19 protein-coding genes and 1 pseudogene are annotated in these 25124 nt (G+C 73.8%); 12 read left to right on the forward strand and 8 right to left on the reverse strand.

Annotation, left to right across the window (positions count from 1 at the left end; translation table 11 throughout):
- Positions 1 to 4: 4 nt before the first annotated feature.
- From H4696_RS12810 to H4696_RS12820, 3 genes are read right to left on the reverse strand one after another with little or no spacing between them, the layout of a single operon-like run.
- Entirely contained in the window at positions 5 to 3025 is a 3021-nt protein-coding gene (locus tag H4696_RS12810; RefSeq protein WP_192782273.1) for a hypothetical protein, read from the reverse strand.
- 1 nt (position 3026) lies between these two features.
- A complete protein-coding gene (locus tag H4696_RS12815; RefSeq protein WP_192782274.1) occupies positions 3027 to 4031 on the reverse strand; it encodes a hypothetical protein in 1005 nt (334 codons plus the stop codon).
- Positions 4028 to 5323 (reverse strand): hypothetical protein, encoded by a 1296-nt coding sequence (locus tag H4696_RS12820; protein ID WP_086865399.1) that lies wholly within the window; start codon positions 5321 to 5323, stop codon positions 4028 to 4030. Before H4696_RS12820 ends, H4696_RS12815 begins: the two co-directional genes overlap by 4 nt.
- Positions 5324 to 5729: 406 nt before the next feature.
- Here H4696_RS12820 and H4696_RS12825 point away from each other — a divergent pair, with 406 nt between their 5' ends.
- Positions 5730 to 6461 carry a dienelactone hydrolase family protein gene (locus tag H4696_RS12825; protein WP_086862794.1) on the forward strand — a complete coding sequence of 244 codons (732 nt, stop codon included), beginning with the start codon at positions 5730 to 5732 and terminating at the stop codon, positions 6459 to 6461.
- 121 nt (positions 6462 to 6582) lie between these two features.
- Here the strand turns inward: H4696_RS12825 and H4696_RS12830 are convergent, their stop codons facing one another.
- On the reverse strand, positions 6583 to 7356 hold the full coding sequence (locus H4696_RS12830; RefSeq protein WP_086862793.1) for a maleylpyruvate isomerase family mycothiol-dependent enzyme: 774 nt from the start codon (positions 7354 to 7356) through the stop codon (positions 6583 to 6585).
- Positions 7357 to 7461: 105 nt separating this feature from the next.
- Here H4696_RS12830 and H4696_RS12835 point away from each other — a divergent pair, with 105 nt between their 5' ends.
- The 4 genes from H4696_RS12835 to H4696_RS12850 all read left to right on the forward strand — a co-directional run bounded on the left by H4696_RS12835 (position 7462) and on the right by H4696_RS12850 (position 12993).
- The gene (locus tag H4696_RS12835) at positions 7462 to 8295 is read left to right on the forward strand and encodes an ABC transporter ATP-binding protein (RefSeq protein WP_086862792.1); all 834 of its coding nucleotides are present in this window, start codon (positions 7462 to 7464) and stop codon (positions 8293 to 8295) included.
- A 20-nt stretch (positions 8296 to 8315) separates the two neighbouring features.
- Entirely contained in the window at positions 8316 to 9290 is a 975-nt protein-coding gene (locus tag H4696_RS12840; protein WP_086862791.1) for an ABC transporter substrate-binding protein, read from the forward strand.
- A gap of 7 nt (positions 9291 to 9297) precedes the next feature.
- Entirely contained in the window at positions 9298 to 11355 is a 2058-nt protein-coding gene (locus H4696_RS12845; RefSeq protein ID WP_086862790.1) for an iron ABC transporter permease, read from the forward strand.
- An 81-nt stretch (positions 11356 to 11436) separates the two neighbouring features.
- The gene (locus H4696_RS12850; protein ID WP_086862789.1) at positions 11437 to 12993 is read left to right on the forward strand and encodes a long-chain-fatty-acid--CoA ligase; all 1557 of its coding nucleotides are present in this window, start codon (positions 11437 to 11439) and stop codon (positions 12991 to 12993) included.
- Here the strand turns inward: H4696_RS12850 and H4696_RS12855 are convergent.
- The gene (locus tag H4696_RS12855; protein WP_086862788.1) at positions 12978 to 13724 is read right to left on the reverse strand and encodes a GntR family transcriptional regulator; all 747 of its coding nucleotides are present in this window, start codon (positions 13722 to 13724) and stop codon (positions 12978 to 12980) included. The two genes, H4696_RS12850 and H4696_RS12855, sit on opposite strands and share 16 nt — an antisense overlap.
- A 96-nt stretch (positions 13725 to 13820) precedes the next feature.
- Between H4696_RS12855 and H4696_RS12860 the strand changes: the two genes are divergently transcribed.
- Both H4696_RS12860 and H4696_RS12865 read left to right on the forward strand, forming a co-directional pair.
- Complete coding sequence (locus H4696_RS12860) at positions 13821 to 14885, forward strand: YeiH family protein (protein WP_249027104.1); 1065 nt, start codon at positions 13821 to 13823, stop codon at positions 14883 to 14885.
- Positions 14886 to 14911: 26 nt separating this feature from the next.
- Positions 14912 to 15718: an adenylate/guanylate cyclase domain-containing protein gene (locus tag H4696_RS12865; protein WP_249027103.1), complete on the forward strand. Its 807-nt coding sequence runs from the start codon at positions 14912 to 14914 to the stop codon at positions 15716 to 15718.
- On the opposite strand, the gene H4696_RS12870 is transcribed toward H4696_RS12865, so the two are convergent.
- Positions 15715 to 16059 carry a hypothetical protein gene (locus H4696_RS12870; protein ID WP_086862785.1) on the reverse strand — a complete coding sequence of 115 codons (345 nt, stop codon included), beginning with the start codon at positions 16057 to 16059 and terminating at the stop codon, positions 15715 to 15717. The genes H4696_RS12865 and H4696_RS12870 overlap by 4 nt on opposite strands.
- Before the next feature lie 7 nt (positions 16060 to 16066).
- The gene (locus H4696_RS12875) at positions 16067 to 16729 is read right to left on the reverse strand and encodes a TetR/AcrR family transcriptional regulator (RefSeq protein ID WP_086862784.1); all 663 of its coding nucleotides are present in this window, start codon (positions 16727 to 16729) and stop codon (positions 16067 to 16069) included.
- Between the two features lie 120 nt (positions 16730 to 16849).
- Here H4696_RS12875 and H4696_RS12880 point away from each other — a divergent pair, with 120 nt between their 5' ends.
- From H4696_RS12880 to H4696_RS12890, 3 genes are all read left to right on the forward strand, one after another.
- Positions 16850 to 17710 carry a 3-hydroxybutyryl-CoA dehydrogenase gene (locus H4696_RS12880; protein WP_276328946.1) on the forward strand — a complete coding sequence of 287 codons (861 nt, stop codon included), beginning with the start codon at positions 16850 to 16852 and terminating at the stop codon, positions 17708 to 17710.
- Positions 17707 to 17994 (forward strand): hypothetical protein, encoded by a 288-nt coding sequence (locus H4696_RS12885; RefSeq protein WP_086862782.1) that lies wholly within the window; start codon positions 17707 to 17709, stop codon positions 17992 to 17994. The genes H4696_RS12880 and H4696_RS12885 overlap by 4 nt, the downstream gene beginning before the upstream one ends.
- Before the next feature lie 196 nt (positions 17995 to 18190).
- Entirely contained in the window at positions 18191 to 19357 is a 1167-nt protein-coding gene (locus tag H4696_RS12890) for an MFS transporter (RefSeq protein WP_086862781.1), read from the forward strand.
- 9 nt (positions 19358 to 19366) lie between these two features.
- On the opposite strand, the gene H4696_RS12895 is transcribed toward H4696_RS12890, so the two are convergent.
- A complete protein-coding gene (locus H4696_RS12895) occupies positions 19367 to 22198 on the reverse strand; it encodes a LuxR family transcriptional regulator (RefSeq protein WP_086862780.1) in 2832 nt (943 codons plus the stop codon).
- An 889-nt stretch (positions 22199 to 23087) separates the two neighbouring features.
- On the opposite strand from H4696_RS12895, the gene H4696_RS12900 reads away from it, so the two are divergent.
- Together H4696_RS12900 and H4696_RS51510 are read left to right on the forward strand one after the other, a co-directional pair.
- The gene (locus H4696_RS12900; protein WP_086865690.1) at positions 23088 to 24098 is read left to right on the forward strand and encodes an ABC transporter substrate-binding protein; all 1011 of its coding nucleotides are present in this window, start codon (positions 23088 to 23090) and stop codon (positions 24096 to 24098) included.
- Positions 24099 to 24217: 119 nt separating this feature from the next.
- Positions 24218 to 25121, forward strand: a pseudogene (locus tag H4696_RS51510) (RNA polymerase sigma factor); the annotation flags it as partial.
- Positions 25122 to 25124: the final 3 nt, after the last annotated feature.

Consider the following 25124-nt stretch of genomic DNA (forward strand, 5'->3'; position numbering starts at 1 on the left):
GGTGCTACCGAACCCAGGTTTGCCCGTCGTCGGAGGCGTCCAGGCAGGTCAGCGCCGCCCAGAACGCGGGCGAGCGGGCCGGCTCGGGCTGTTCGCGCCACCGCGCGAGGCGGGTGCGCTGCCACTCGCACAGCTCGGTCACCGGGTCGTCGCCGTCGAGGGCGGTGTCGACGGCGATCACCAGTTCGGCCATCGGGTCCGCGCCGGGCACCGCGGCCGACGTCGGCAGCGCCCACACCGTCGCGGCCACCAGGCTGGCCCCGGCCGCGACGGCGGCGAGCAGCACGCCGAACGGCTCGGGCAGGCCGAAGTCGCTCGCGCTGGCGCAGCCGAGCAGCGCCACCCGCGGCGGCATCGTGTCCACATCGGACAGTGCCAGGTCCGCGGCGGTGAACGGCCGGTGCGCCCCGATCGGCTCGGCGGTGCCGGGCAGCTCGGCCGGGCAGGACAGGTGCAGCGCGGTCTGCGCGCCGTGTTCGTCGCGCACCCGGCTGACGTGCCCGGCGAACACCAGCCGCGAACACGGCTCGGCCAGCAGCCGGGCGAGCAGCCGCCGGTCGGTGTCGGTGCGGCGGACCAGGTCGAGCCCGCGCGCGGCGGCGGGGCGGACCGGGCCGGCGGCGAGCCGCGCGTCCAGGTGGCGGATCAGCGGCGACGCCGGCTCCTGCTTGCCGAGCACCGAGCCCAGCTCCCCGAACGCGCTCTGGCCGGGGATTCGCGGGTCGAGCAGGTACACCGGCGGCCCGTCGGCGGCACGCGGCGGGCGGCGCGGGATCCCGGCGGGCGCGAGCAGGGAGACGTCGGCGACGTCGAGGACGCGCTCGTCGCCGTCGAAGCACGTGCCCTCCTCGCCGGGTTCGAGCGCGCGCTCCGGCCGCCGGTCGGGCAGGGCGAGCAGGCCCCACGGCACCGCGGCGAGGCTGGGCGAGGGCTGCACGCGCAGGAGCGGCCGCCGCCCACCGGCAGCGGCCTCCCGCAGCCGCGCGACCAGGTCCGCGGGCAGGAGGTTGAGCGCGAGCACCCGGGCCACACGCTGTTCGCCTTCGAAGCCGCCGAAGGCGTCCTCTCCCAGCGAGCGCCGGACGGCGTCGGCGACGCTCTCGCCTTCTCGCGGGGTCGGCGAAGCATCGGCCAGGACCTCGCGGGCCGTCGCCACCAGCGCGGCGTCGACCGGGTGGACGTGGACGGCGCCGAGGTCCCGCGTGCTCCGCCAGCTCAGGTAGGTGTGGCCGGCGTCGGCGTAGCGCAGGAGGAACGTTTCGCGCCCGGGCTCGGCGGTGGGCCACGTCGTGACGGGTCCGGCGGCCGGGCGGGGCGAGCCGTACCGCTCGGCGGCGACGTCGAGCCAGCGGTCGAGTTCCATCGGCGCGTCCGGCGACCAGCGCAGGGCGGGCGGCGGGGTGAGCCGCAGGGGCAGCGACGCCGTGACGGAACCCAGTGCGGCCAGCGGGAACCCGGCGCCGGGCGGCGCGGCTTCGGGGGCGGGCAGCGTGCCGGTCAGGTCGAGCGCGGGCGCCCCGGCCCCGGCGTACGCGCCGACCGCGCAGGTGCGCTCGATCAGTTCGGCGGCCAGCCTCGGCTCCCGCAGCCGGGCCAGCAGCGTCATCAGCAGTTCGGTGGCCGGGCTCGCGACGTCACGCGCCCAGGCCGTGCGCGCCCGCGGCGACGCGAACTCGAAGCGGTAGTCCGCCGCCGCCAGCGCCACCGGGAGCAGCAGGTCCAGCACGGCCGGCAGGTCTTCGCCGCGGGCGAAGCCGATCGTGGCCGCCACGAAGTCCGTGTGCAGGCGCTGGAGCCACTCCCCGGACGCCCGCGCCGACTCCCGCGCGCGCGTCACGTGCGCCTCCGCCGCCGCCCAGTCCCCCTCGGCCGCCGCGCACCGGGCCAGCGCGACGGCCAGCCGGCGCAGGCCCGGCGTGTCCCCGTTGGCCGTCCAGAGCGACCCGGCGTGCTCGAACTGGGCGCGGGCCTGCCGGGCGTCGCCCGCGAGCAGCAGGAGGGTGCCCAGCGCGTGGCTCGCCTCCGCCACGTCACCGGTCGCGCCGGCCGCCGCGAGGTCGTCGCGGGCCGCGACGATCGCCGCGACCGCGCCCGGGAAGTCGCCGCCCAGCGCCCGGTCCGCCGCGAGGTCGATGGCGAACTTCGCGCCCGCCGGAGCGCCTTCATGCCGGAGACCGAGCCGGACCAGGTCGGCCCGGGCGTCCGCGTCCTCGCCGCCGGCCTGACGGAGGCGGGCGCGCTCGGCTTGCGCCATCACCTGCAGCGACGCCCGTTGCTCGTCGGCTCCGGTCAGGGTTTCCAGCGCGGCGAGGATCTCCTCGAGCGCGGCCAGCGCCCCGGCCGGGTCGCCGGCCGCCGCCTGGACGCGCACTTCGAGGATCTGCAGCTCCAGCTCGTCGGCGCCGTGCGGGTCGAGCAGCTCGGGCGGATACTGCCCCGGCCCGGCCGCCTTGCGCCGCGCCGCCCGGTGCCGCTGTCCCGCGATCAGTTCGCGAGCGCGGGCGACGTCACCCTCCTCAGTGGACAGTGAGATCAGCACGCGGTCGGCGACCTCGCGAGACCCTTCGATCATCCGCAGCTCGGCGTACTGTCCGAAGTGGACAGCCGCGGCGGCGCTCACGGGGAAGACGGCCAGCACGGCCTCGGCGCACTGCCGCGCGGTGCGCAGGTCACCCGCGGCGTAGCGGAGGGTGGCCAGATCGCTGACGGCGGCCAGTTCCAGGTCGGTCCGATCGAGCCGCTGCGCGAACTCCCGCAGCCGGCCGTACTCCCGTTGCGCACCGGCGAAATCCCGCGCCGCGCCGAGCCGCTTGGCCTCTTGCTGGGTCTCGAAGGCCTCGCCGAGCAGCCGCCGGTACTCGGCGTCGGTGAGCGAGCACGCCGGCAGTTCGCCGTACGGCGCCGGGTCGAGGCCGAAGTGCCTTGCGACGCAGCGGCAGTTGTAGCCGTGCGAACTCGCCCCCGCCAGTTCGGCGGGCAGTGGCCGGTCCGGCGGGGTGAGCGGCGGCGGCAGGCCGGCGAGCACGTCAGAACTCCTCGTCGCCGGCCGCGGCCGCCGCCCGTTCGGCCAGGGTCCGGGCCGCCGTCGGCAGTGCCTCGCGCGCCCGCACGAGCGCGACCACCTCGGCGCGGTCCTCCGGCGTCGTGCCGACGAGAGCCTCGGCCGTCACGCCGACGACGAGTCCGATGTGGACGTCTCCGGTCAGGTCCGCCGCTCCGGAGAACTGTCCGACACCGAGCCGCAGCGGCACCTCCGCGACGACCTCGCCGTCCCGGGTCGCGAACGCCGTGAGCGCCGCGTCGGCGAAGGCCCCGGCGACTTCGACCTCGAGCCGGGTGCCGGTCGGCGCGGCGACGATCCGCCAGGTCACGGTGTCCTCCGCGGCGTCGAGGACGCCCGGCGGCACCCGCGCCCAGTCGACGCTCGCCCGGCCCTCGGCCAGAATCCCTTGCCCGGCCGACGATCCCTCCGTACCCGCCGCCAGTGCGTACGCCCGCTGTCCCGGCGAGACGGCGGCCGCCAGCGCGGCCGCGGCTTCGGCGCGCACGACGTCGTCCCGGTCATCGAACCAGGCGGACAAGCGCAGGCACAGGTCGCGGACTTCGTCGGCGACGGCGGTCGCCGCGATCCCCTCGGCGGCAGCGTCGAACAGCTCCCCCGGCGTGGCTTCGAAGCCGTCCAGCACGCCCTCGGCCACGGCCGTCGTCGCGACCGCGGCTTCCAGGTCCAGCAACGCGGGATCCAGCGGCGGAATGCCGAGGACGGGGCTCGCGGGCCACCACCGGCGGGCCCACAGCAGCAGCGCGAGCGCGGCCAGTTCCGGCCGGGCGGGCACCTCGGCGTGCCCGGCGGTGATGGCTCCCAGCGCGCGTTCTTCGCCGACGAGCCGCGTCAGCCACGGTTCCGCGGCCGCGGCGTCGCTCAGCTCGACGCGCATCGTCGCGGGCACCCCGGCGAGCAGTTCGGCGAGCGCGAACCGGACGAGCCCGCCGTCCGCCGCGACGACGGGGGTGTGCACCGGGTGCGTCACGACACGGCCTCCAGGTCCGGCAGCCGGGCCACGAGTGCGCGGCGCACCTTCGTCCGCAGGTCCAGCGAGGTGGAGCGGACGACGCCGGTGAGCAGATCCCGGACCTCGCCCGCGTCGGCCGGGCGGTCGCCGCGGACGTCGAAGCCGTGCAGCCGGACCCACAGCCGGCCGAGGAACTGCTTGGCGAACTCCCGCAGGTCGCGCACGAGCTCAGGGTCGGGCCGCGCGGTGAGCGGCGTGGTGCCGGCCAGCGCACGGCGGGCGTGCAGCACGTACCCCTCGCGCGCGACCCGGGCGTTGAGCTGCCGGGCGAGTTCCGGCGCCTCGCCGGGCGCGCCGCCGTCGAGCGGCCGGAGCGCGGGCGCGAGGACGACGCCGAGCGCGAAGCAGGTGGCGAGCGCGGGCAAGCCGAGCCCGAACCCGGCGGCGACCCGGGCGAGTTCGTCGGCGACGAGGGTGTCCACGGCACCCCGCTCGTCGGCGGGCAGCCGGCGCAAGGTGGCGCGCACCCGCCGCTCGACACTGCGTTCGAGCAGTTCGGGCCCGGTTTCGTCGTGCCGCCGCAGCGGGGGCACGGCGGTGCGGTCCCCGCGCTGCAGCCCGAGTTCCGGCGCACCGGGGACGGCTTCGGACCCGCCGGGCCGGCGCAGGGCGAGTCCCAGCGCGTGCCCGGCGGCGGAACCGGCGAGCGCGCGCCAGGCGTCGTCGCCGAGGTCGTCCGCGAAGGCGCCGAGCAACGCGACGGCGTCCCCGGGCGCGCCCCCGGGATCGGCCGGGCTCCGCCAGTGCCGGTGCAGCTCCGCGGTGAGATCGGCCGCCACCTGGGGATCGGCCAGGTACGCGGCCAGCCGCGCGACCCCGGCTTCTTCGGTGTCCCCGTGCAGCTCGCGCAACGCCGCCGCGGCCGCCTCCGGCGCGTCCGGGCCGGGCGCGCCGGACGTCGTGGCCAGCTCGTAGGCCAGGGGGAAGCAGACGTCCTGGACGTCGCCGGCGGTGATGCGCAGTGCCCGGCGCTGCCGCTTGAGGTGCGTGAACCACTCGGCGGTCGCCCGCAGCCGCGCGGCGTCGGCGACCAGCAGCGCGGTCAGCTCCGCCGCCTCGGCGGGTTCGAGCAGCGGCCGCCCCAGCCGCGGCCGCGCGGCGGTGCGCACGACGAGCGGGTCGATGATCTTCTTGACGGTGCGGGTCAAGGGACCGCCGTCCGCCGCGGACAGGACGTCGACCCCGGGGATCCGCGCCCACGCGGCGGCGAGCACGGCCGACCGCACCCGAGCCCGCCCCGATCCGGCCACCGCCACCCCCTCGTTCTCCCTCCCACCTTACGAGACGCCGAGGGTGCCCGGCAGCCGTGACGTCCGCAGTGGACGTTGCGTGCCGCCGCGCCGGGCCGCGGCGGCAGGCGGATGCGCCCCAATCCGGAACCAGAACACCAGACCCAGCAGCCACATCGGTCACCGCCCGCCGAAGCGGCCGCGCCGGCAGAGTCCGACGGCCTGCGGCGTCACGGCTGACAGTGGTACGCGGGCGAAAAACCGTTGGCGGACCGCGGCGGCCGCTGCTACCTTCCCGGAGGCCGTGCGAGAGACCGAGGAGGTGGTACCCGTGAACCAGGCGACATGGGTGCTCTCCTCCGGGGTCACGGTCGGGCGATAGGTCGCCCGGGAGCGCCGTTCGGCAGCACTCCCGGAAGGCACGACCATGCACTTCACTTCCGAACAACGCCTCGGCGACGGTGTCCTCGAGCGCGGGTTCACCCTCGGCGAAGTCCCCGGCATCCTGTGGACACCCGAGTCCGCGCCCGGACCGGTTCCGCTGCTCCTGCTCGGCCACCCCGGCGGCCTGGAGCGGATGCACCCGCGGCTCGCGGCCCGCGCCCGGCACGCGGTGGCGGACGGCTACGCCGCGGCCACGATCGAGCTGCCCGGCGGCGGCGACCGGCCCCGGCTGGCCACCGTCGACGAGGCACGAGCCGACCTGCGCCGCGCCTTGGCGGCCGGCGAACCGGTCGGCGAGGACGTCGTAGAGCGGCTCATCTTCCCGCTGGTCGATCAGGCGGTCCCGGAATGGCGGGCCACGCTCGACGCCCTCCTCGCGCAGCCCGGGATCGACGGCCCGGTCGGGTTCGCGGGCGGCGTGCTCGCCATCGCCGTCCGGCTGGCGCTGGTCGAGCCGCGCATCGCGGCCGCGGTCCTGTTCGCCGGCAGCTACGTGCCCCGCCGCATGTTCGACGAGGCCCGGCAGGTCACCACCCCGCTGCTGGTCCTGCTGCAGTGGGACGACGAAGGCAACGACCGGCAGCTGGCGCTCGACCTGTTCGATGCCTTGGGCGCCAAGGAAAAGACGTTGCACGCCAACCTGGGCGGGCACACCGGCATCCCGGGGTTCGAGGGGGATGACGGGAGCCGGTTCTTCGCCCGGCACCTGAAGTGAGCGAGCCCCGGCGGGTCAGCCAGGGCTCGCCCAGTGTCTTGAATGAGTCATTCAGGTCTTCGGAGGTCCTGAATGACTCATTCAAGACCTCTGCCGCGGCCGGGCAGCCCAGGCTGATCCGTCAGAAACCGGGGAACACCCGGCGCAGCTCGTCGAGCGTGACGCTCCCCTCGACCCGGACACCCTTGTCGTACGGCGCCTTCAGCCGGCCGCTGAGCAACCGGATGAACGCCTCCGCCGGGCCGTCGAACGTCGCCGACGGCGCTTCGAGGTGCGGAACCACCGTGACCGCGTCGTCGATCACCAGACCCCCGCCGGGGACGGCGACGGAAACCGGGTTCGCCAGCTCGGCGGGCTTCGCCAGGAAGCTCAGCATGAAGCCCACCGGCCCGGCGAGGAGGTCGAGGAGCACCGCGGCCGAGCCCGCGTCCACCCCGGCCTCGGGGTCGAAGGCGACGCGCACGTCCCAGGAGTGGTTGGCCACCTCGCTGAGCCGCATGCCCAACGCGGTCACCAGCGGCACCGGCTCCGGCAGGAAGCCGAGGTCGACGGTCAGCGACGACCGCTGCTCGGGCGTGAGCGCTTCGACGGTTTCGAGCCAGCGGCCGTTGTGCTCCAGGAAACCCTCGGCCTGCGCGCGCGGCGCGGACGAGTCCCAGCGGGCCCAGATCGTCTGGTTGTCTTCGACGGCCACGGTCTCCCCGGCGGCGCGGAGGATCGGCGCGCGGCCGATCTCGGCGCCGCTGCCGAGGTGGGACAAGGCCTGCGCGACGGTCCAGTCCGCGGCACCGCTGGTTTGGGTCAGCTGCTCGTCGGTGAGGGTGCGGGTGAGTCCGGCGAGCACGTCGTGCTCGGCGCGGAGGGCGGCGATCGTGCGATCCACGAGTTGGTCCATGCCCAGCACAACTCCCGGACCCGCGAGTGTGTTCCACCGATCACCGCGCGCGATGTGCCGACCGCCACCTTTGCAGTTAGGTAAGCCTGCCCTTATTGTCCTCGTGTGTCCCCAGCCCCCCACCAAGCCGGTGTCGACGCCCGCGAGGTCGATGTCGCCTACGGCAGCGACGTCGTCGTGCGCGCCGCGTCCATCTCCCTGCACGCCGGCCGCGTGACCGCGCTGATCGGCCCGAACGGGAGCGGGAAGTCGACGCTCCTGCGCGCGCTGGCGCGGCTGCACCCCCCGGTCGCCGGCTCGGTCACCTTCGCCGACGGAGCGGACCTGCGCGCACTGTCCGGAAAGGACATCGCCAGGCGGATCACCTTGCTGTCGCAGCAACGGAGCGCGCCGGGCGGCGTGTGCGTCCGGGAGCTCGTCGAGTTCGGCAGGCACCCGCACCGGTCCCGCTGGGGCGGGCGCGATCCCGAGGGGCCCGCCGCCGTCGAGCGCGCGCTGGAGCTGACCGGGCTCGCCGCGCTCGCCGACCGGCCGGTGCAGGCCCTCTCCGGCGGGCAGGCGCAGCGGGTGTGGCTGGCGAGCTGCCTGGCCCAGGACACCGCGCTGCTGCTGCTCGACGAGCCCACGACCTTCCTCGACCTGCGCTACCAGGTGGAGATCCTCGACGTCGTCCGCGACCTCGCCGACCACCACGGCGTCGGGGTCGGCGTGGTGCTGCACGACCTCGACCAGGCCGCGGCGGTCGCCGACCGGGTGCTCCTGCTGGAGGACGGCCGGGTGACCGCCGAAGGCTCCCCCGCCGACGTGCTGACCTCGGCGAACCTCAGCCGGGCCTACGGCATCCGCGTCGACGTCGCGCGGGACCCGGCCGACGGGCGGATCCACACCCGCGCGGTGGGCCGCTTCAACGACACCGCAGCGCGTACCGCTTCCGTCTGACCCAGCGAAACAGGAGAACCATGCGCACCACCCGGATGATCCTCGGCCTGACCGCGGCCGCCACGTTCTTCGTGGCCGCCTGCGGCACCACCGAGGAGCCCACCAGCGCCGCCGCGACGAGCGCCGCCGGCCCGGTCACGGTCGTCGACTCGCGCGGCAAGGAGGTGAAGCTGCCCCACCCGGCCAAGCGCGTCGCGGCGACCGAGTGGAACGGCGTCGAGCACCTCGTCTCGCTCGGCGTCATGCCGGTCGGCGTCTCCGACATCAAGGGCTACGGCCAATGGGTCAGCGCCGAGAAGCTCGACGGCACCCCGAAGGACATCGGCACCCGGGGCGAACCGAGCCTCGACACGCTCGGCTCGCTGGGGCTGGACCTCGTGATCGTCACCGACAGCGTGACCGAGGGGGCGCTCGAACAGATCGAGGCGAAGGTCCCGGTCGTCGTCATCACCGGCGGCAACGCGAAGGACCCGATCGCCGGGATGTACGCCGGCTTGGACGTGATCGCGAAGGCGACCGGCACCGAAGCCAAGGCCGCGCAGCTGAAGGCCGAGTTCGAGCAGAAACTCACTTCCGGCAAGGCCGAGGTGGAGAAGCTGGGCGCGGCCGGCCAGAAAGTCGCGTTCTCCGACGCCTACGTCACTTCCGGTTCGGTCAGCATCCGGCCCTACACCAAGGGCGCGCTGGTGTCCGCGGTGTTCGGCAGGCTCGGCCTCGAGACCGCCTGGCCGATGGACGGCGACCCGGTCTACGGGCTCGGGCAGGCCGACGTCGAGGGCCTGACCCGGCTGCCCGACGTCCGGTTCTGGTACATGGCCAACAACGCCGACGGCGACCCGTACCAGCAGCAGCTGGCGAACAACGCGATCTGGCGGAACCTCCCGTTCGTCAAGAGCGGCAAGGTGCACCGCTTCCCGGACTCCCTCTGGATGTTCGGCGGACCCAAGTCCATGGAGCAGTTCGTCGACGCGGCCGTCGCCGCCCTCAAGGGGTAGCGCGTACGTGAAAACCCTGACCGAGCCCCGGCGGCGCGGGCGGGCGGCGCTGCTCGCCACCGGCCTCGCGGTCCTGATCGCGGCGGGTTCGGCCGTGCACCTCACGCAGGGCACGGCGAACGTCCACGCGCTGGACGTGCTGCGGCTGGTGTTCGGCGGCGCGACCGGCGACACGACCGCGGTGGTCGTCGAGTCGCGGCTGCCGCGGCTGCTCGCGGCGCTGGTCGTCGGGGGCGCCCTCGGCGTGGCCGGCGCGGTGCTGCAGTCGGTGTCCCGCAACATCTTGGCCTCCCCCGACACGCTGGCCGTCAACGCCGGCGCGCACCTCGCCGTCGTCGCCGTCGCGGCGTTCGGCGTCTCGCTGCCGCTGCTCGGCGCGACCGGGGTCGCGTTCGGGGGCGGGCTGGCCGCGGCCGTGTTCGTGCTCGCGCTGTCCGGCACCGGCGGTACCGGGATCGTGCGGCTGGTGCTGGCGGGCACCGCCATCTCACTGGCCCTGATCTCGGTGACCCAGGTCCTGCTCCTGCTCTACGCGCAGGAAACCCGCGGCTTGTTCGCCTGGGGCGAGGGATCGCTGGAGCAGAACGGGCTCGGCGGCGTCCGCACCCTCGGCCCCCTGATCGCCGTGGCGGTGGTCGCGCTGCTCGGCATGTCCCGGCGGCTCGACCTCGTCCACGTCGGCGACGACCACGCCCGGACGCTGGGTGTCCACGTCGGACGGGTCCGCTTCGCCGCGATCGGGCTGGCGGTCCTGCTGGCCGCCTCGGCCGTCACCCTGGCCGGCCCCATCGGGTTCGTCGGCCTCGCCGCGCCGGCACTGGCCCGGCTGCTCGCGTCCGCGGTGCCGGGCCTGCACCGCCACGCCGCCCTGCTCCCGTTCTCCGCGGCGCTGGGTGCGGTTCTCCTGCTGGGTGCCGATGTGCTGCTCCGCGCGATCGTCGGCCCGCAGCGCGCCCTGGAGGTCCCGACCGGAGTCGTGACGACGATCCTCGGCGCGCTCTTCCTCGTGGTGCTGGCGCGCACGGCCCGGATCACGTCCGCGCCCGCCGAACCACCCTCGGCCGGCTCGCGAAGCGGGGTCAGCGCGCTGCGGTACGGCGTCGTCCTGGGCGTGCTGGCGCTCGTGACGGTGGGCGCCGCCGTCGGGGCGGTCCTGCTCGGGGACGCGAAACTGCTGCTGGGCGACGTCGTCAACTGGGTGACCGGCCAGGCGGGCCCGCTCGTCACCGGCGTGCTGGACACCCGCGTGCCGCGCGTGGTGGCCGCGCTGCTGGCGGGCGCGGCGCTGGCCCTCGGCGGGGCGCTCACCCAGGCGGTCGCCCGCAACCCGCTGGCCGAACCGGGGATGATCGGCGTCGTCGGCGGCGCGGGCCTCGGCGCGGTCGCCGTGATCACCCTGGTCTCCGGGGTCGGGTTCTGGACCTTGACCGGTTTCGCGGGCCTGGGTGCCGCGGTGGCGATGGCCGTGGTCTTCGCCGTGGCGGCGAAGGGCGGCTTCAGCAGCGAACGCCTGGTGCTGATCGGTTTCGGCGTGTACGCGGCGTCGCAGGCGCTGGTGACGCTGCTGATCACCCTGTCCGACCCGTGGAACGAGACCAAGGCGCTGACCTGGCTGGGCGGCTCGACCTACGGCCGGACCTTCACCCACCTGGTGCCGATGGCGCTGGCGCTGCTGCTGGTGGCGCCGGTGCTGTTCCGCATGCGCCGCGAGCTCGACCTGCTGGCACTGGACGAAGAGACGCCACGGGTGCTGGGCGTGCCGATCGCCCCTTCCCGCCTGCTGCTGCTTTCGTGCGCCGTCCTGCTGACGGGCGCGGCGGTGGCCGGGATCGGCGTGCTCGCGTTCGTCGGCCTGGTCGCCCCGCACGCGGCCCGCGCGATCGTCGGCAGCAGGCACTCCCGCCTGCTGCCGGCCGCGGCTCTGCTGGGCGCGATCCTGGTCTGCACGGCGGACACGGTCGGCCGCACGGTCATCGCGCCGGGCCAGCTGCCGGCCGGGTTGATGACCGCGATCATCGGCGCGCCGTACTTCGTGTGGCTGCTGTACCGGCACCGCCGCGGCTGAAGACGGTGGACCACGAGGCGAGCACCGTGCTAGAAATAGAACGTGTTTCACTTCTGACCGCCGGTGCCGGGAGGTGCGTGGATGAGCGTCCCGACGGTGACCGAACTGCTGCTGGCCCGCGCCGGGGACGACCGGCCGGGCCTGCGGTTCGAGGACGAGACCTGGTCGTGGGCCGAACACGTCGAGGCGTCGGCACGCCGGGCCGGTGACCTCCGGGCGGCGCTGGACCCGGGCAAACCGCCACACGTCGGCATCCTGGCCGACAACGTACCGGCGTTCTCGATCCTCCTGGGCGCCTGCGCGTTCGCCGGGGCGGTGCTGGTCGGGCTCAACCCCACCCGGCGCGGCGAGGCCCTCGCGCGGGACGTCCGGCTCGCCGACTGCCAGTTCGTGCTCGCCGAGCGGAAGTACCAGCCCCTCCTGACCGGGCTCGACCTCGGCGGAATTCGCGTGCTGGACCTGGATTCCCGGCCGTCGGCGAACACGCCGATCGAGCCCGTTCCCGCGGCGCCGGACGACCTGCTCATGCTGATCTTCACCTCCGGCACCAGCGGCGACCCGAAGGCCGTGCGGTGCACGCACGGCAAGATCGCATTCCCCGGCGCGATGCTCGCCGAACGCTTCGGACTGTCCACAGCGGACACCGTCTACGTCACGATGCCGATGTTCCACTCCAACGCGATCATGGCGGGCTGGGCGGTCGGACTCGCGGCCGGCGCGACCATCGCGTTGCGCCGCCGGTTTTCCGCCTCCGGTTTCCTCCCCGACGTGCGGAAGTTCGGCGCGACCTACGCGAACTACGTCGGCAAGCCACTGTCCTATGTGGTCGCCACGCCCCCGCGCCCGGACGACGCGGACAACCCGCTGCGCCTGGTCTACGGGAACGAAGGGGCGAGCGCCGACCTGGCCGCGTTCGAAAAACGCTTCGGCTGCAAGGTCGTCGACGCGTTCGGCTCCACCGAAGGCGGTGTGGGGTTCGCCCGCACCGACGACACCCCGCCCGGCTCACTCGGCAAGCCGGCCGGCGACGTCGCCATCCGGCACCCGCACACCGGCCGGCCGTGCCCGCCCGCCGAATTCGACGCCGACGGACACCTGGTCAACGCCGGGGAAGCCGTCGGCGAGCTGGTCAACACCACCGGCGCCGGCTGGTTCGCCGGGTACTACCGCGACCCCGAAGCCGATGCGGAGCGGCTGCGCGGCGGCGTGTTCCACACCGGCGATCTCGCCTACGCGGACAAGAACGGGTTCTACTACTTCGCCGGCCGGCTCGGCGACTGGCTGCGCGTCGACGGGGAGAACCTCGGCACCGCGCCGATCGAGCGGATCCTCCTGCGCCACCCCGCGATCACCGACACCGCGGTCTACGCGGTCCCCGACCCGGTGACCGGCGACCAGGTGATGGCCGCCATCGTCACCGACGGCACCCCGCTGGACCCCGCCGAGTTCGGGCGCTTCCTGGCCAGCCAGCCCGATCTCGGCCCCAAGCAGGTGCCGAAGTACGTGCGCACGGTCCGGGCGCTGCCGCGGACGTCGACGTTCAAGGTGGTCAAGCGGCAGCTTTCCGCCGAGGGCCTGAACTGCGACGACGTGCTTTGGGAGCGAGCGGGACAGGAGATCGGCTACACGAGCCGGTAGCCCGCGGCCGAGAACTCCGCCGTCAACGCGTAGCGGTCGCCGCGGACCAGGGTGTGGCGCCACTCCACCGGGCGGCCGCGGGCGTGGCTGAGGCGGTTGATCGCGAACGCCGCGACGTCGTGCGCGCACGCGAGCTGGGCGCGCTCGGCCGCGGTCGGGATGACCGCGCGGACCTCCTCGCGGCCGTGGTCGAGCCGCACGCCGGCGCGCCGCGCGAGCTCGGCGTACAGGCCGGTGTGCGTGAAATCGGCCGGCAGCAACGGTTTCGCCACGTCGGCCGGCAGCCAGACGCGGTCGAGCGCCAGCGGCTCGTCCCCCGCCAGGCGCAGCCGCTCCAGGTAGACCAGCGGCGTCGACGCCTCCAGGTCGAGCCGCTCGGCGACGAGCGCGTCCGCGCGGACGTCGAAGGTGCGCACGACGCTGTGCTGCGAGAGCCCGGCCGCCTCCACCGAGGCGAACAGGCTGTAGAGCGCCCCGAGCGGCTGGGCGATCTCCGCGGGCGGTGCCACCCGGGGCTGGCGGCCCCGCTCGGCGACGATCACCCCGTCCGCGCGCAGCTGCCGCAGCGCCTGCCGCACCGTGCTGCGGCTCACTTCGTACTCCTCGACCAGTGCCAGCTCACCGGGGAACTGGTCGGTGAACTCGCCGGCATCGAGCCTGGTCAGCAGCTCGCGCTGGAGCTGGCGCCAGAGCGGCTCGGTGCCGGAGCGGCTGAGCGTCCGCGGTGGCATGGCTTCCTCCCGGCTCGTCGCGGCGACCCTACCCGTGGCCAAATGTCCGTACATCATCTAAGTTGAATGTACGTACATTTCGAGACGGAGGCCAGGGTGACCACGATCCGGAACGCACCGGCCGCGCCGCAGGCGCCGGTCCGCCTGCGGCGCGAGGCGGGGGCGGTGCCCGGCCTGCTGGTGGCGGTCGCGATCGCCGCGGTCGCGACCGGGCTGGGCCGGCTGGCCCCGATCGTCGGCGGCCCGGTCTTCGGCATCCTGCTCGGCGGGCTCGCCGCCGCCGTCGTGCCGGGACTGCGCCAGGAGCGGTGGACCCCGGGCTACGCCGTCGCGTCGAAGCCCGTGTTGCAGGCCTCGATCGTGGTGCTGGGCACCGGGTTGTCACTGCGCCAGGTGCTCGAGGTGGGCGGCGGCTCGCTGCCGGTCATGCTCGGCACCCTGGCGGTCGCCCTCGGCGGGGCGTGGCTGCTCGGCCGGTGGCTCGGCGTCCGCGGCGACACACAGACCCTCATCGGCGTCGGCACCGGGATCTGCGGCGCGTCCGCGATCGCCGCGACCACCGCCGTCCTCAAGCCGAAGCAGGCCGACGTCGCCTACGCCCTCGGCACGATCTTCGCCTTCAACATCGCCGCCGTCCTGCTGTTCCCGCCGCTCGGGCACCTGCTCGGCCTGAGCCCGCACGCCTTCGGCCTCTGGGCGGGCACCGCGATCAACGACACCTCCTCGGTGGTCGCCGCCTCCTTCGCCTACGGCGGCGACGCCGGGTCGTACGGTCTCGTCGTCAAGCTCACCCGCACGCTCACGCTGATCCCGATCGTCATCGTGCTGGCCGTCCTCAAGGCCCGCCGCGAAGCCCGGCAGGCCGGCCCCGGCAGCACGGTCGCGGCGATGCCCTGGCGCCGGATCGTGCCCCTGTTCCTGCTCGGCTTCATCGCCGCGGCCGCGCTGAACAGCCTCGGCGTCATCCCCGGCGCCTGGCACCCCGCCCTCACCGCGCTGGGCACGTTCCTGATCACGACGGCGCTGGCCGGGATCGGGCTTTCCCTGCGCCTGGGCGATCTTCGCCGCGCGGGCGGGCGGCCGCTGCTGCTCGGCGGGCTGCTCTGGATCGCCGTCGCCGCGACGAGCCTCGGCCTGCAGTCCCTCACCGGCACGCTCTGAACCGACTCCCCGGTAGCATGCGGCTGGTGACCGACAGCCACGGCGACCGGCCGGACCGGCCCCGTAAGGTGTCCCGCTTCGTCGACCTGCTGCGGGCCGCGGACCAGCGCCCGGGCCTGATCCGGTCCGCCCGCGCGGTACGCCGCCTGGTCCCCGGCGACCGCGACCTCGGTGACGCGCTGTCGACGACGGCGGGCCACCCGTCGGACCGGGTCGCCCGGCTGCTCGCCGAAGCGAAAGCCGAGCAGCCCAGCGCGATGCGGGAACTCGGGCTCGCGGCCGTCCAGGTCTGGCAGGCCGTCGCGCAGGGACGGCACGGCGAGGCCGGCGAGGCGACGATCGTGTTCACCGATCTGGTCGGCTTCTCCAGCTGGGCCCTCGACGTCGGCGACGCGCGGGCGCTCGAACTGCTGCGCGCGGTTTCGACCGCGAGCGAGGCGACGATCTCCCGCCACCGCGGCCGGGTCGTCAAGGGCCTCGGCGACGGCTTGATGGCCGTCTTCGGCGATCCGGCGGCCGCGGTCGAAGCGGCGTACGAGACGTGCGGCGCGGTCAGCGCCATCGACCTCGACGGCTACCGGCCCCAGCTGCGAGCCGGCCTGCACACCGGACGCCCGCGCAGGGTCGGCCGCGACTACTTCGGCGTCGACGTCAACATCGCGGCGCGGATCGCCGACGCGGCCGCCGGCGGCGAGGTCCTGATCACCGGGGACGTGCTGGCGAACCTCGACGCCGAGCGGTTCACCGTCCGGCGGCGGCGCCGGTTCCGCGCGAAGGGCGCGCCCAGCGACCTCGAGGTGTTCGCCGTCGTCCCGCGGTACGACGAAACCTAGCGGGCCAGCCAGTAGACGACGCCGGGCACCACGACCAGCAGTGCCACCGCGAGCCAGTAAGGGCCCGCTTTGAGCTGCGGAGCGCGGAAGGCGAACAGGGCGTTCACGCCCGCCACGACGAGTCCGGCGAACACCACGGCGGCCAGGCCGAGCCCGATCGCGAAGCCCGCGCCGTCGTCGACCACGGTGGGGTCGGGCGTGCCCAGCCCGAGCTCCCACGCGAGGACCTGCGTCCCCAGCATCGCGAACGCGACCGGGAAGGCGCACGGGATGGCCAGCAGCAGGTTGAGCGGGACGCCGATCATCCAGACGTGCCGCGGGCGGAGGTGACGAGGGGCCATCCGCACATCATGCCGGGCTCAGGCCCTCGCCGAGCACCCGGTTCAGCTCGGGCAGCACGGTGGCCAGGTCCTTCGTCGTCCGGAAGACCACGATGGACGCCTCACCGTCGTCTTCTGGCCGGGTGAACAACGCGACCGTCTCCGCCATCGCCGCGTCGAACTCCCGCTCCGGGTCGCTCGACCGGCCGCGCAGCCACCGGCGCAGCACGTGGTTGTGCGCGGTCACGACCGCACCGGCCATCAGCTCCGCCCGCAACGCCGTGTCCTCGCCGCCGCCCATCCAGCGGTGCAGGAAACCCCGGAACAGCCGCTGGTACTGCCGCAACCCCGAGATCTCCCGGTCCCGCAGCGCCGGAACGCTGCGCGTCAGGCGGTACCGGGTCCGCGCCAGCTCCCCCTCGGCGAGGTAGTGGCGCAGGACCACGCGGGTGCCTTCGGTGACCGCGAGCAGCGCGGTCCGCTCGGTCGAGGCGGCCAAGCGGGCCTCGATGGCCTGGAGCAGCACTTCGTGGTCGGGGAAGATCACGTCTTCCTTCGCCCGGAACGTCCGGAAGAAGGTCGTGCGGCCGACTCCGGCGCGCTCGGTGATGTCGTCGATCGTCGTGTGGTCGTAGCCGCGCTCGGCGAACAGCGCGAACGCCGCCTCGACCAGGCGTTCCTTGGCCGTCATCCGCTTCCTCCGCCCTGCCGTGGCCCAGCGTAGGGCGTGGCGGTCGTCATATCCGGGAGCGACGCCTTCAGCTACTGGGCGGTACTGAGTACCGTCATGAGGGTATCGAGTCCCAGAGAGGTGGCGGCGATGGAACGCGTTGGCGTGGTCGGGTGCGGGCAGATGGGGGCCGGGATCGCCGAGGTGTGCGCTCGCGCGGGCCTCGACGTGGTGGTCGTCGAATCGAGCCCGGAAGCCGTGGCGGCCGGCCGGCGCCGGCTCGAAGCCTCGCTGGCCCGCGCGGAGAAGAAGGGCAAGGTGCCGAGCGCGGCCGCGGTCCTGGACCGGATCCGGGTCACCGAATCCCTCGACGACCTCGCCGACCGCACCTTCGTCGTGGAAGCGATCGTCGAAGACGAAGCCGTCAAGACGGAGCTGTTCGGCCGGCTCGACAAGGTCGTGACCGCACCGGACGCGATCCTCGCGTCCAACACCTCGTCCATCCCCATCATGAAGCTGGGCACCGCCACCGAACGGCCCGCGCAGGTCGTCGGGGTGCACTTCTTCAACCCGGTACCGGTGCTCCCGCTGGTCGAGCTGGTGCCCAGCCTGCTGACCACCGAAGCCACCGTCGACCGGGCCCGGACGTTCGCCCAGGACGTGCTCGGCAAGCAGGCGATCCTCTGCCAGGACCGCGCCGGGTTCGTGGTCAACGCGCTGCTGATCCCGTTCATCCTCGCCGCGATCCGCATGTTCGAGTCCGGCTTCGCCACCCGCGAAGCCATCGACGAAGGCCTCGTGCGCGGCGCCGCCCACCCGCAGGGCCCGCTCGCCCTCGCCGACCTGATCGGCCTCGACACCACCAAGGCCGTCGCCGAATCGCTCTACGAAGAGTTCAAGGAACCGCTCTACGCACCGCCGCCGCTCCTGGCGCGGATGGTCGACGCCGGCCTGCTCGGCCGCAAGACCGGCCGCGGCTTCTACACCTATGAGCGGCCATGACGGAGTGCCGCTGCCTGTGCGTCCCGGCCGGTCACGAGCACCACATCTGCACCGGCACCGCCGAACGCGGGCACTCGGTTCCGCTGCCGGGCAGCCCGACCGGGGCGTTCGTCCCGGCCTGCCCGCCGTGCCACCGCGCCGCGCTCCCCCACCGGGGCCGGCCGCCGGTCACGCGGGTGGGCGAGCCGCCGCGGCGCCTCGACGCCCGCGACTGGGACGCCGCCGAGCTGGCCCGCCCCGGCCGTCGCTCCGCCCGATGGCCCAAGGCGGCTACGGCAAGCTGACGCCCCGGCGGCTGTCTGCAAGCGCCGACGGGGGTGCCGTCCGGCCGTGCCGATGCACGGCCATTCGCACACCGAAACCCTTGAGAGACAAGAAAACTCGTACATCCGTCAGCTGACGGATGTCTGATCCACGCGGATCGCGAAGCATTGCTCTACGGGGCCCCGACGCTCCGACCTCGAGACCCGAGGAGGAGCGATGTCCCGTGCTACCACGACCGTCTCCACACTGGTGATTTTCCTCTTGGCCATCAACCTGCGCCCGGCCGTGACGAGCTTGGGCGCGGCCCTTCCGGACATCTCGGTCGCCGGCAACCTCGTCGCCGCGGTGCTCGTGGCGCTGCCCCTGTGGGCGATCGGTCTCGGCGGCTGGGCGACGCCGTGGCTGGCCAACCGGATCGGGACGTACCGGACCGTCGCCGCGGCGCTCGGCGCGCTGGTGCTCTCCCTGGGCGGACGGGTCCTCGGCGGCTCGGCGCAGCTCCTGATCGGAACAGCGCTGACGTGCCTGGCGATCGCCGTCCTCGGCACCATCCTGCCCCTGCTGGCCCGGGGTTCCGCCGCCTTCACGTTCGGGCTCGGGCTCGGCAGCACGGTCGGCGCGCTGGTCACGCCCGCGGTGGTCCTCTCGTCGTCGTGGCAGGTCGCACTCGGCCTGTGGGCGGCCGTGGCCCTGCTGGCCCTCTACGTGTGGCAGCTGACCCCGGGCGAGTTCGCGGCGCCGCAACCGGCGTCCGGGGCGACCCCCGCCTTCGCCCTCACCATCCACTTCGGACTCATTTCGACGGTGACGTTCCTGGTCATGGGCTGGCTCCCGGGAATCCTGCGCGACGCGGGCGTCCCGGCGACGACCGCGGGCGGGTGCCTCGCGCTGTCGATGGCCATGGGGCTGCCCATGATGCTGCTGGTCCCGCGCTGGACGCGCCGGTGGCGCAACCAGACCCTGCTCGTCATCGCACTGGCCGCGCCCAACGCCATCGGGGTGACCGGATTGCTCGTCGCACCCGCGGCCGCGCCCTGGGTGTGGGCCGCGGCCACCGGCACCGGCATGGGCTCCCTCGCGTTCGCGCTGACGACGATCTCGTTGCGCAGCAAGGACAGCTCGCTCTCGCTGTCCGCGGTGGTCCAGGGCGTGGGGTACGTCATCGCCGGCTTCGGCGTACTGGCCTGCGGCTGGCTGCACACCTACACCGGCGCGTGGCGGACCCCGCTGCTGCTGGTGCTGGCCGTCCTGATCGGCCAGGTCGCCAGCGGGCACGCCGCGGTCACGCCGCGGACGTTGGCGTCGCTCGTCCCGCGTCCGCTCTTCGTGCGCCGGCCGCTTTTCGTTCGCCGCCAGGACGACGCACCGGAGGTCGGGGTCTGATGGCTTCCCTCAGCCCGACGCGGACTGGTGACGGCCGGCTTCCCGGGCGATGTCGATCCGCGAATGCACGCCCAGCTTGTTCAGGATGTGCGACACGTGCGTGCCGACGGTGCGCGGGGACAGGTACAGCCGGGCCGCGATCTGCGGGTTCGACAGGCCCTCGACCACGAGGGCGGCGATCCTCCCTTCGGTCGGGGTGAGGCTGTCCCAGCCGTGTGTGGCCTGGCGGTGCTTCACCGTCGGGCCGCGCCGGATGCCGAATGCCCGGAAAAGCGCGCGCAGCCGGGCCACGTCCCACTGCGCGTCCAGCTCCGCGTAAAGGTCGACGGCGTGGGTGAAGGCCGCCCGCGCCGAACCGCGGTCTTCCTCCTTGGCCTTGGCGAAGGCGATCGCGGCCGCTTCCAGCGCCTTGGCGCGGGATAGCGGCCGGCCCGCGTCGCGGTAGCCGTCGGCGGCTCTCAGCAACGTCGTCCCATCCCCGTCGAGCAAGCCGCGGCAGTACAGGGCCAGTGCGCCGAGGTGCGGGACGGCGGAATCGGCGGCGAGCTTGCGCACCCGGGCTTCGATCTCCGTCGCGGTCCGCGTGTCACCGATCGTCGTGGCCAGCCGGACCGCGTCACCCAGCAGGTCCTCCCCCGCGTCCACGCCGGCCAGCACCGCGGTGAGCACGGCGAGCGCCCGCTCCGGCGCCCCGGCGTACTCGAACGCGAGACTCCGGGCCCGTACCAGGGATTCCACCACCCGGTCGCCGATGCGTTCCCAGTACGCCGCGGCGACGTCTAGGTGCTGGCGGGCCGCGGCCGTTTCGCCGCGGTGGAAGTGGATGATCGCGGCGACGCCGTGGTCGCAGCACACCACGCTCGGATCCTTGCGGTCGTCGGGGACGACGTCGACCTCGGCCAGCGCGTCGTCCCACCGGCCGGCGCCCAGCAGCAGCTGCCCGAGCGCGCTCTGGGCCTCGCTCAGCCGGACGACGCTGCCGGTGCGGTCGGCCAGTTCCCGCGCCTGCGCGGCGGCGGCGTGCGCCTCGGGGTAGCGGTCGAGCGCGCCGAAGGTGACCGACTGGTTGATGCGCAGCTGCAGGGTGAGGTCGATCAGCGCGGGATCGCCCCGCACGACGGCCATCGCGCGCTCGAACAGCGGCAGCGCACCGGCCCATTCGCCCCGCACCATCGCGACCAGGCTCAGCACGTGCAGCGCCCACCCGGTCGCCCAGCGGTCTTCGGCCGGGCCGAGTTCCGCCAGCGCCTCGGTGGCGACCCGGCCCGCGGTGTCGACCTCGCCGATGTAGCGGTGCGTGCGCGCGATGAGCACCAGCAGCCGGGCCCGGTGCCGGGGCTGCAGACCCGGCTGGCCCAAGGCGGAGTTCAGCTCGGTGAGGAACTCGGCGGACCGGCCGGTCATCGCGCGGCACTGGACGACCGTCGTGTACAGGTCGACGCGCACATCGGGATCGCGCACGCGATCCAGTGCGCGCTCGGCGATCCGCTCGGCTTGGGCGACGTTGCCCACGCCGTAGTACGCGTCGGCCAGCCGGCAGGCCAGCGCGCCGGTCACGGCGTCGTCGAGCGGCGCGTCCCGGACCGCCCGCCGCAGGAGGGCGACGGCGACCCCGGGCGCCTGGCCGATCAGCGGCGTGGCGACGTCGAGCAGCCACCGCACGGCCCAGGCGGGCACCGGCACCCGACTGTCCGTTGTGGACACCATGGGCAGCAGCTGCCGGGCGACCCGCTCGACCGGGGCGTTCGCCTCGGCCAGTGCCCACGCGGCGCCCTGGTGCCAGGCGATCCGGACCGCCGTCGGCATGTCGTCGTACAACGCCGTGCGGATCAACGGGTGCCGGAACTCCAGGTCGTCGCCGGCCGCCACGAGCACTCCGGCGGCACGGGCCTCGTCGAGGGCGGGCAGCAGGTCGGCGAGCGGGGTGTTCGTCACGGTCACGAGGTCCGCGACCGAGAAGCCGACCCCCAGCAGCGCCGCCGCGCGCAGCACGCCCCGCGCGGGCTCCGGGAGGAAGCCCAGCCGGTCCGCGATCGCCTCCGGCAGCGAGTCCGGCGTGGCCGCGCCGGTCAGCTCCGCGATGCCCGCGGGATCGACCTGCAGGCACGAGCTCCTGGTCAGCGCGTCGAGGAGTTCGGTGAGGTACAACGGGTTCCCGGCGGCGTCGGCGGCCAGCCGGGCCAGCTCGGCGCCCGGCTTCCCCCCGGCCAGCTCCGCCACCAGTTCGAGCACCGCCGGTTCCGCCAGCCGGCCCAGCCGCAGCCGCTCGCCCGGCCCGACGATCCGGAAGAGCGACCGCAGGTCGTCGCGGCGCGGGATCGGGCGCAGGACACCGATCAGCAGCAACGGGAGCTGCCGGACCGCACGGGCCAGCCGGCTCCACACCGCCACCGTCGTGCGATCGGCCCACTGCAGCTCGTCGACGACCAGCACGGCCGGGCCGTCCTGGCTCAGCTCGTCCACCAGCGCGATCAGCTGCTCGGCGGCCCGGGCGGCGAGGTCGGCCTCCTTGCCCACGACGGCGCCGCCCCGCAACAGCTTGGAAATGGCCACCCGACGGGGATCCCGCGCGGCCGGCGTGATCCGCAACGCCTCCAGCAGCGGCAGCAGCGGCAGAGCCTGCCCGAGCTCGTCGCCCGCTCCCCAGTACACCTGGCAGCCCGCGTCGGTCGCGGCCGCGCAGGCCGTCCGCACGAGCGCGGACTTGCCGATGCCCGGCTCGCCGTCCACCAGCACGGCGACCCCGCGACCGGCACCCGCTTCACGGATCCAGGCGACCAGCCAGGACAGCTCGCTGTCCCGACCGACCAGCAGCTCGGTACCGTCGGTGAGCGGTCGCACACGGAGATAATAAGAGTAAAACTTGTTGCCCAACAAGAGGTATGGTGAGAGAAACCCGGGACCACCGGCCGTTAACCAAGGCTTCCCTTCCGGGCAAACATCCATTTCGATAATAATCCCGTTTTGTGATCCGAGCGTGATTCCGCTGCCCGGAAGAATGTGGCTACTCAGCGCGCACGACGCCACCGGACGACACTTTCGCCGATCCGGACGGAATGCGGGGAAACGGTGTTATCGCCAACGAAACAGGCCGCGGCCGCGGCCGCGTGCCCGGGTTCCCCTCCTTTCCGGCGCCCGCGCCGTCGGCGCCGCGCGAGGCGTTCGAATATTTCGACGACCACGCCGCGTCGACAAAGATCAGCGCGGCGACACCCGGCGAGCGCCTGGTTATCGCGGGGTGAACCGGCCGGATTCACCCGTCCCGGCACGCCGCCGATCCGTTGTTTCCGCCTCGCCTTCCCCCGCACACCGCGTTTTCCGCATCCGCCGATGATCCGGTGGCCGGACGGGCGGGCGGGTTTCCCGGCGCCGCCCATCGCCCGGCAAGCGCTTACCGCCTCATCACAGCGAGTGACCGACCGGCGGGCCGCCGGCGCCGGAGCCGGAGCGGACGAATCGGCGAACCCGGCGCCCGTCCCTCCGGAATCGGCGGGCTCGCCGCGTTTCGACCGGAGCTATTCGTAGCACGGGACGGCGTTCGCTGAGCAAAAACAAGATCGTCGATCCGGCATTCGTGCCGCCATTCTGGTGAAATCCCGTTTTCGATGTACGCACGCGTTGTCAAGCGGTGACGCGGTGCCTACAGTGGCCTGCCTGACTCCGGGGAATGATTCACGCAAACCCCTTGGACTCGGTACCTCAATCGTGATCTCCCGTCGAGGAGCAGGCCTTGTTCGGAATAGCCAGGAGCAGCAACCGGGTTCGCACTCGTCATATCGCACTCGCACTGGCGGGCGTCATGGTCACCGCCGGCTGCGGCGCGCTCGGCGCGGAAGTCTCGAACTCGTCGTCGAGCGGCCGTGACCTGGAAAAGCACACGCTGAAGGTCTCCATCCTGCCCACCACGGACCTCGGGCCGTTCTGGCTCGCCCAGGAAGGCGGGTACTTCCAGGCCGAAGGCCTCACCGTCGAGTCCGTGATCGCCAACAGCGGCCAGGCGTCGCTGAGCAAAGCGATCTCCGGCGAGGCCGACATCGCGTTCTCCACCTACCCGCCGTTCTTCATCGCCCGGAGCTCCGGCTCCGCCGACATGCAGCTGGTCGCCGACGCGACCTCGGTCAACCCGAAGTCCAATGCGATCGTCACGGTGCCGAATTCCCCGGTGAAAACAATCTACGACCTGGCGGGCAAGAAGATCGCCATCACCGCGAAGAACACCGCGTCGGATCTGCTCACCCGCTCGGTGATGCAGGACCACAACGTCGATTTCAGCAAGGTGAAGTGGGTGCTGGTCGCGCTGCCGAACATCGCCGCCGCGCTGCAGCAGGGGCAGGCCGACGCCGCGTACCTGCCGGAGCCGTACGTCACGCAGGCGGCCCAGACGGTCGGCGCGATCCCGGTGATCGACATCAACAGCGGCGCGACCCAGGACTTCCCGCTGACCGGCTACGGCGCGACGCGGAAGTGGGTGCGGGAGAACCCGAAGTCACTGGCCGCTTTCCAGCGCGCGCTGCAGAAGGCCACCCACGAAACCCTGATCGACCGGGGCAAGGTCGAGCCGCTGCTGGTGCGGTTCGCCAAGATCGACGAGGACACCGCCAAGCTGCTCACCATGCCGGGCTACGGCTCGATCCTGGACGCGCGGCGGCTGCAGCGGGTCCCGGACCTGCTGCTGCAGCTCGGCGCCATCCCGTCCCCGATCGACGTGAACTCGATGATCGCGCCGCAAGCGGGCAGATGACCCCGGGTGTGTTGATCCGCGCCTCGCCCATTCGACACAGGGAGGCGAGGGCCGAGCGGCGGCCACGCGGGACGAGGAACGCACGATGCCGAAGTACATGCTGATCATGCGGGGCACCCGCGCAAGAAGCCGTTGCCCGAGCGCTGCTGGCGTGGCCGCTCCATCCCCCCGGCCAACCCGGCCGGCTGGCTTCGGTCGACCGCCCGGCGGCGGGCCATCGACGCGATCCGCCGCCGGGCGGCCCTGCGGGACCGCTACGCCCGGCTCGCGCCCGACCCGGTGGCCGAACGCCGAGGTCGACTCCGACCGCATCGACGACGACGTGACGCTGACCCTGCGCGTGGTCGGCGGCTAGTCCAGCAAGGCGATCGCCCGTGCGTTCTTCGTACCCGTGCGCATCACCCGGGGCAAGAAGACCATCGCGGCCGCCGCATGACCGGCTGCTGCACCCCGAGGTCGCGTACGAGGCGATCCGGCTGGCCCGCACGCTGGCCGCGCTGCTGCCGGACGAGCCCGAGGTGCACGGCCCCGCTCGCGTTGTGGGAGCTGACGACGGCGCGCTTCCCGGCCCGGACCGGACGGCGAGCCCGTCCTGCTGGCGGACCAGGACCGGCACCGGTGGGACCACTCGGCGATCCACCGCGGGCTCGCCGCGCTGGCCAAGGCGGGTCCCCGCGGCCTCGGCCCGTACGGCCTGCAGGCCGCGATCGCCGCCACCCACGCGACCGCGCCCTCGGTCGCCGACACGGACTGGGACCGGATCATGGTGCGGTACGAGACACTCGGCCGCATCGCGCCGTCGCCGTGGCCACCGGCCCGGAGCCGGCGCTCGCGATCGTGGACGAGCTGGTCGCCACGGACCGGCTGCCCGGTTCGCACCTGGTCCCGACCGTCCGCGGCGAGCTGCTGGCCCGCCTCGGACGGCAGCCGGAGGCGGGCGCCGAACTGGAACTGGCCGCCCGGCTGTGCGCCAACGAACGCGAACGCTCGGTGCTGCTGCGCAAGGCGGCCGCACTGGACTGACGC

The organism is Amycolatopsis lexingtonensis (assembly GCF_014873755.1).
Lineage (GTDB): Bacteria > Actinomycetota > Actinomycetes > Mycobacteriales > Pseudonocardiaceae > Amycolatopsis > Amycolatopsis lexingtonensis.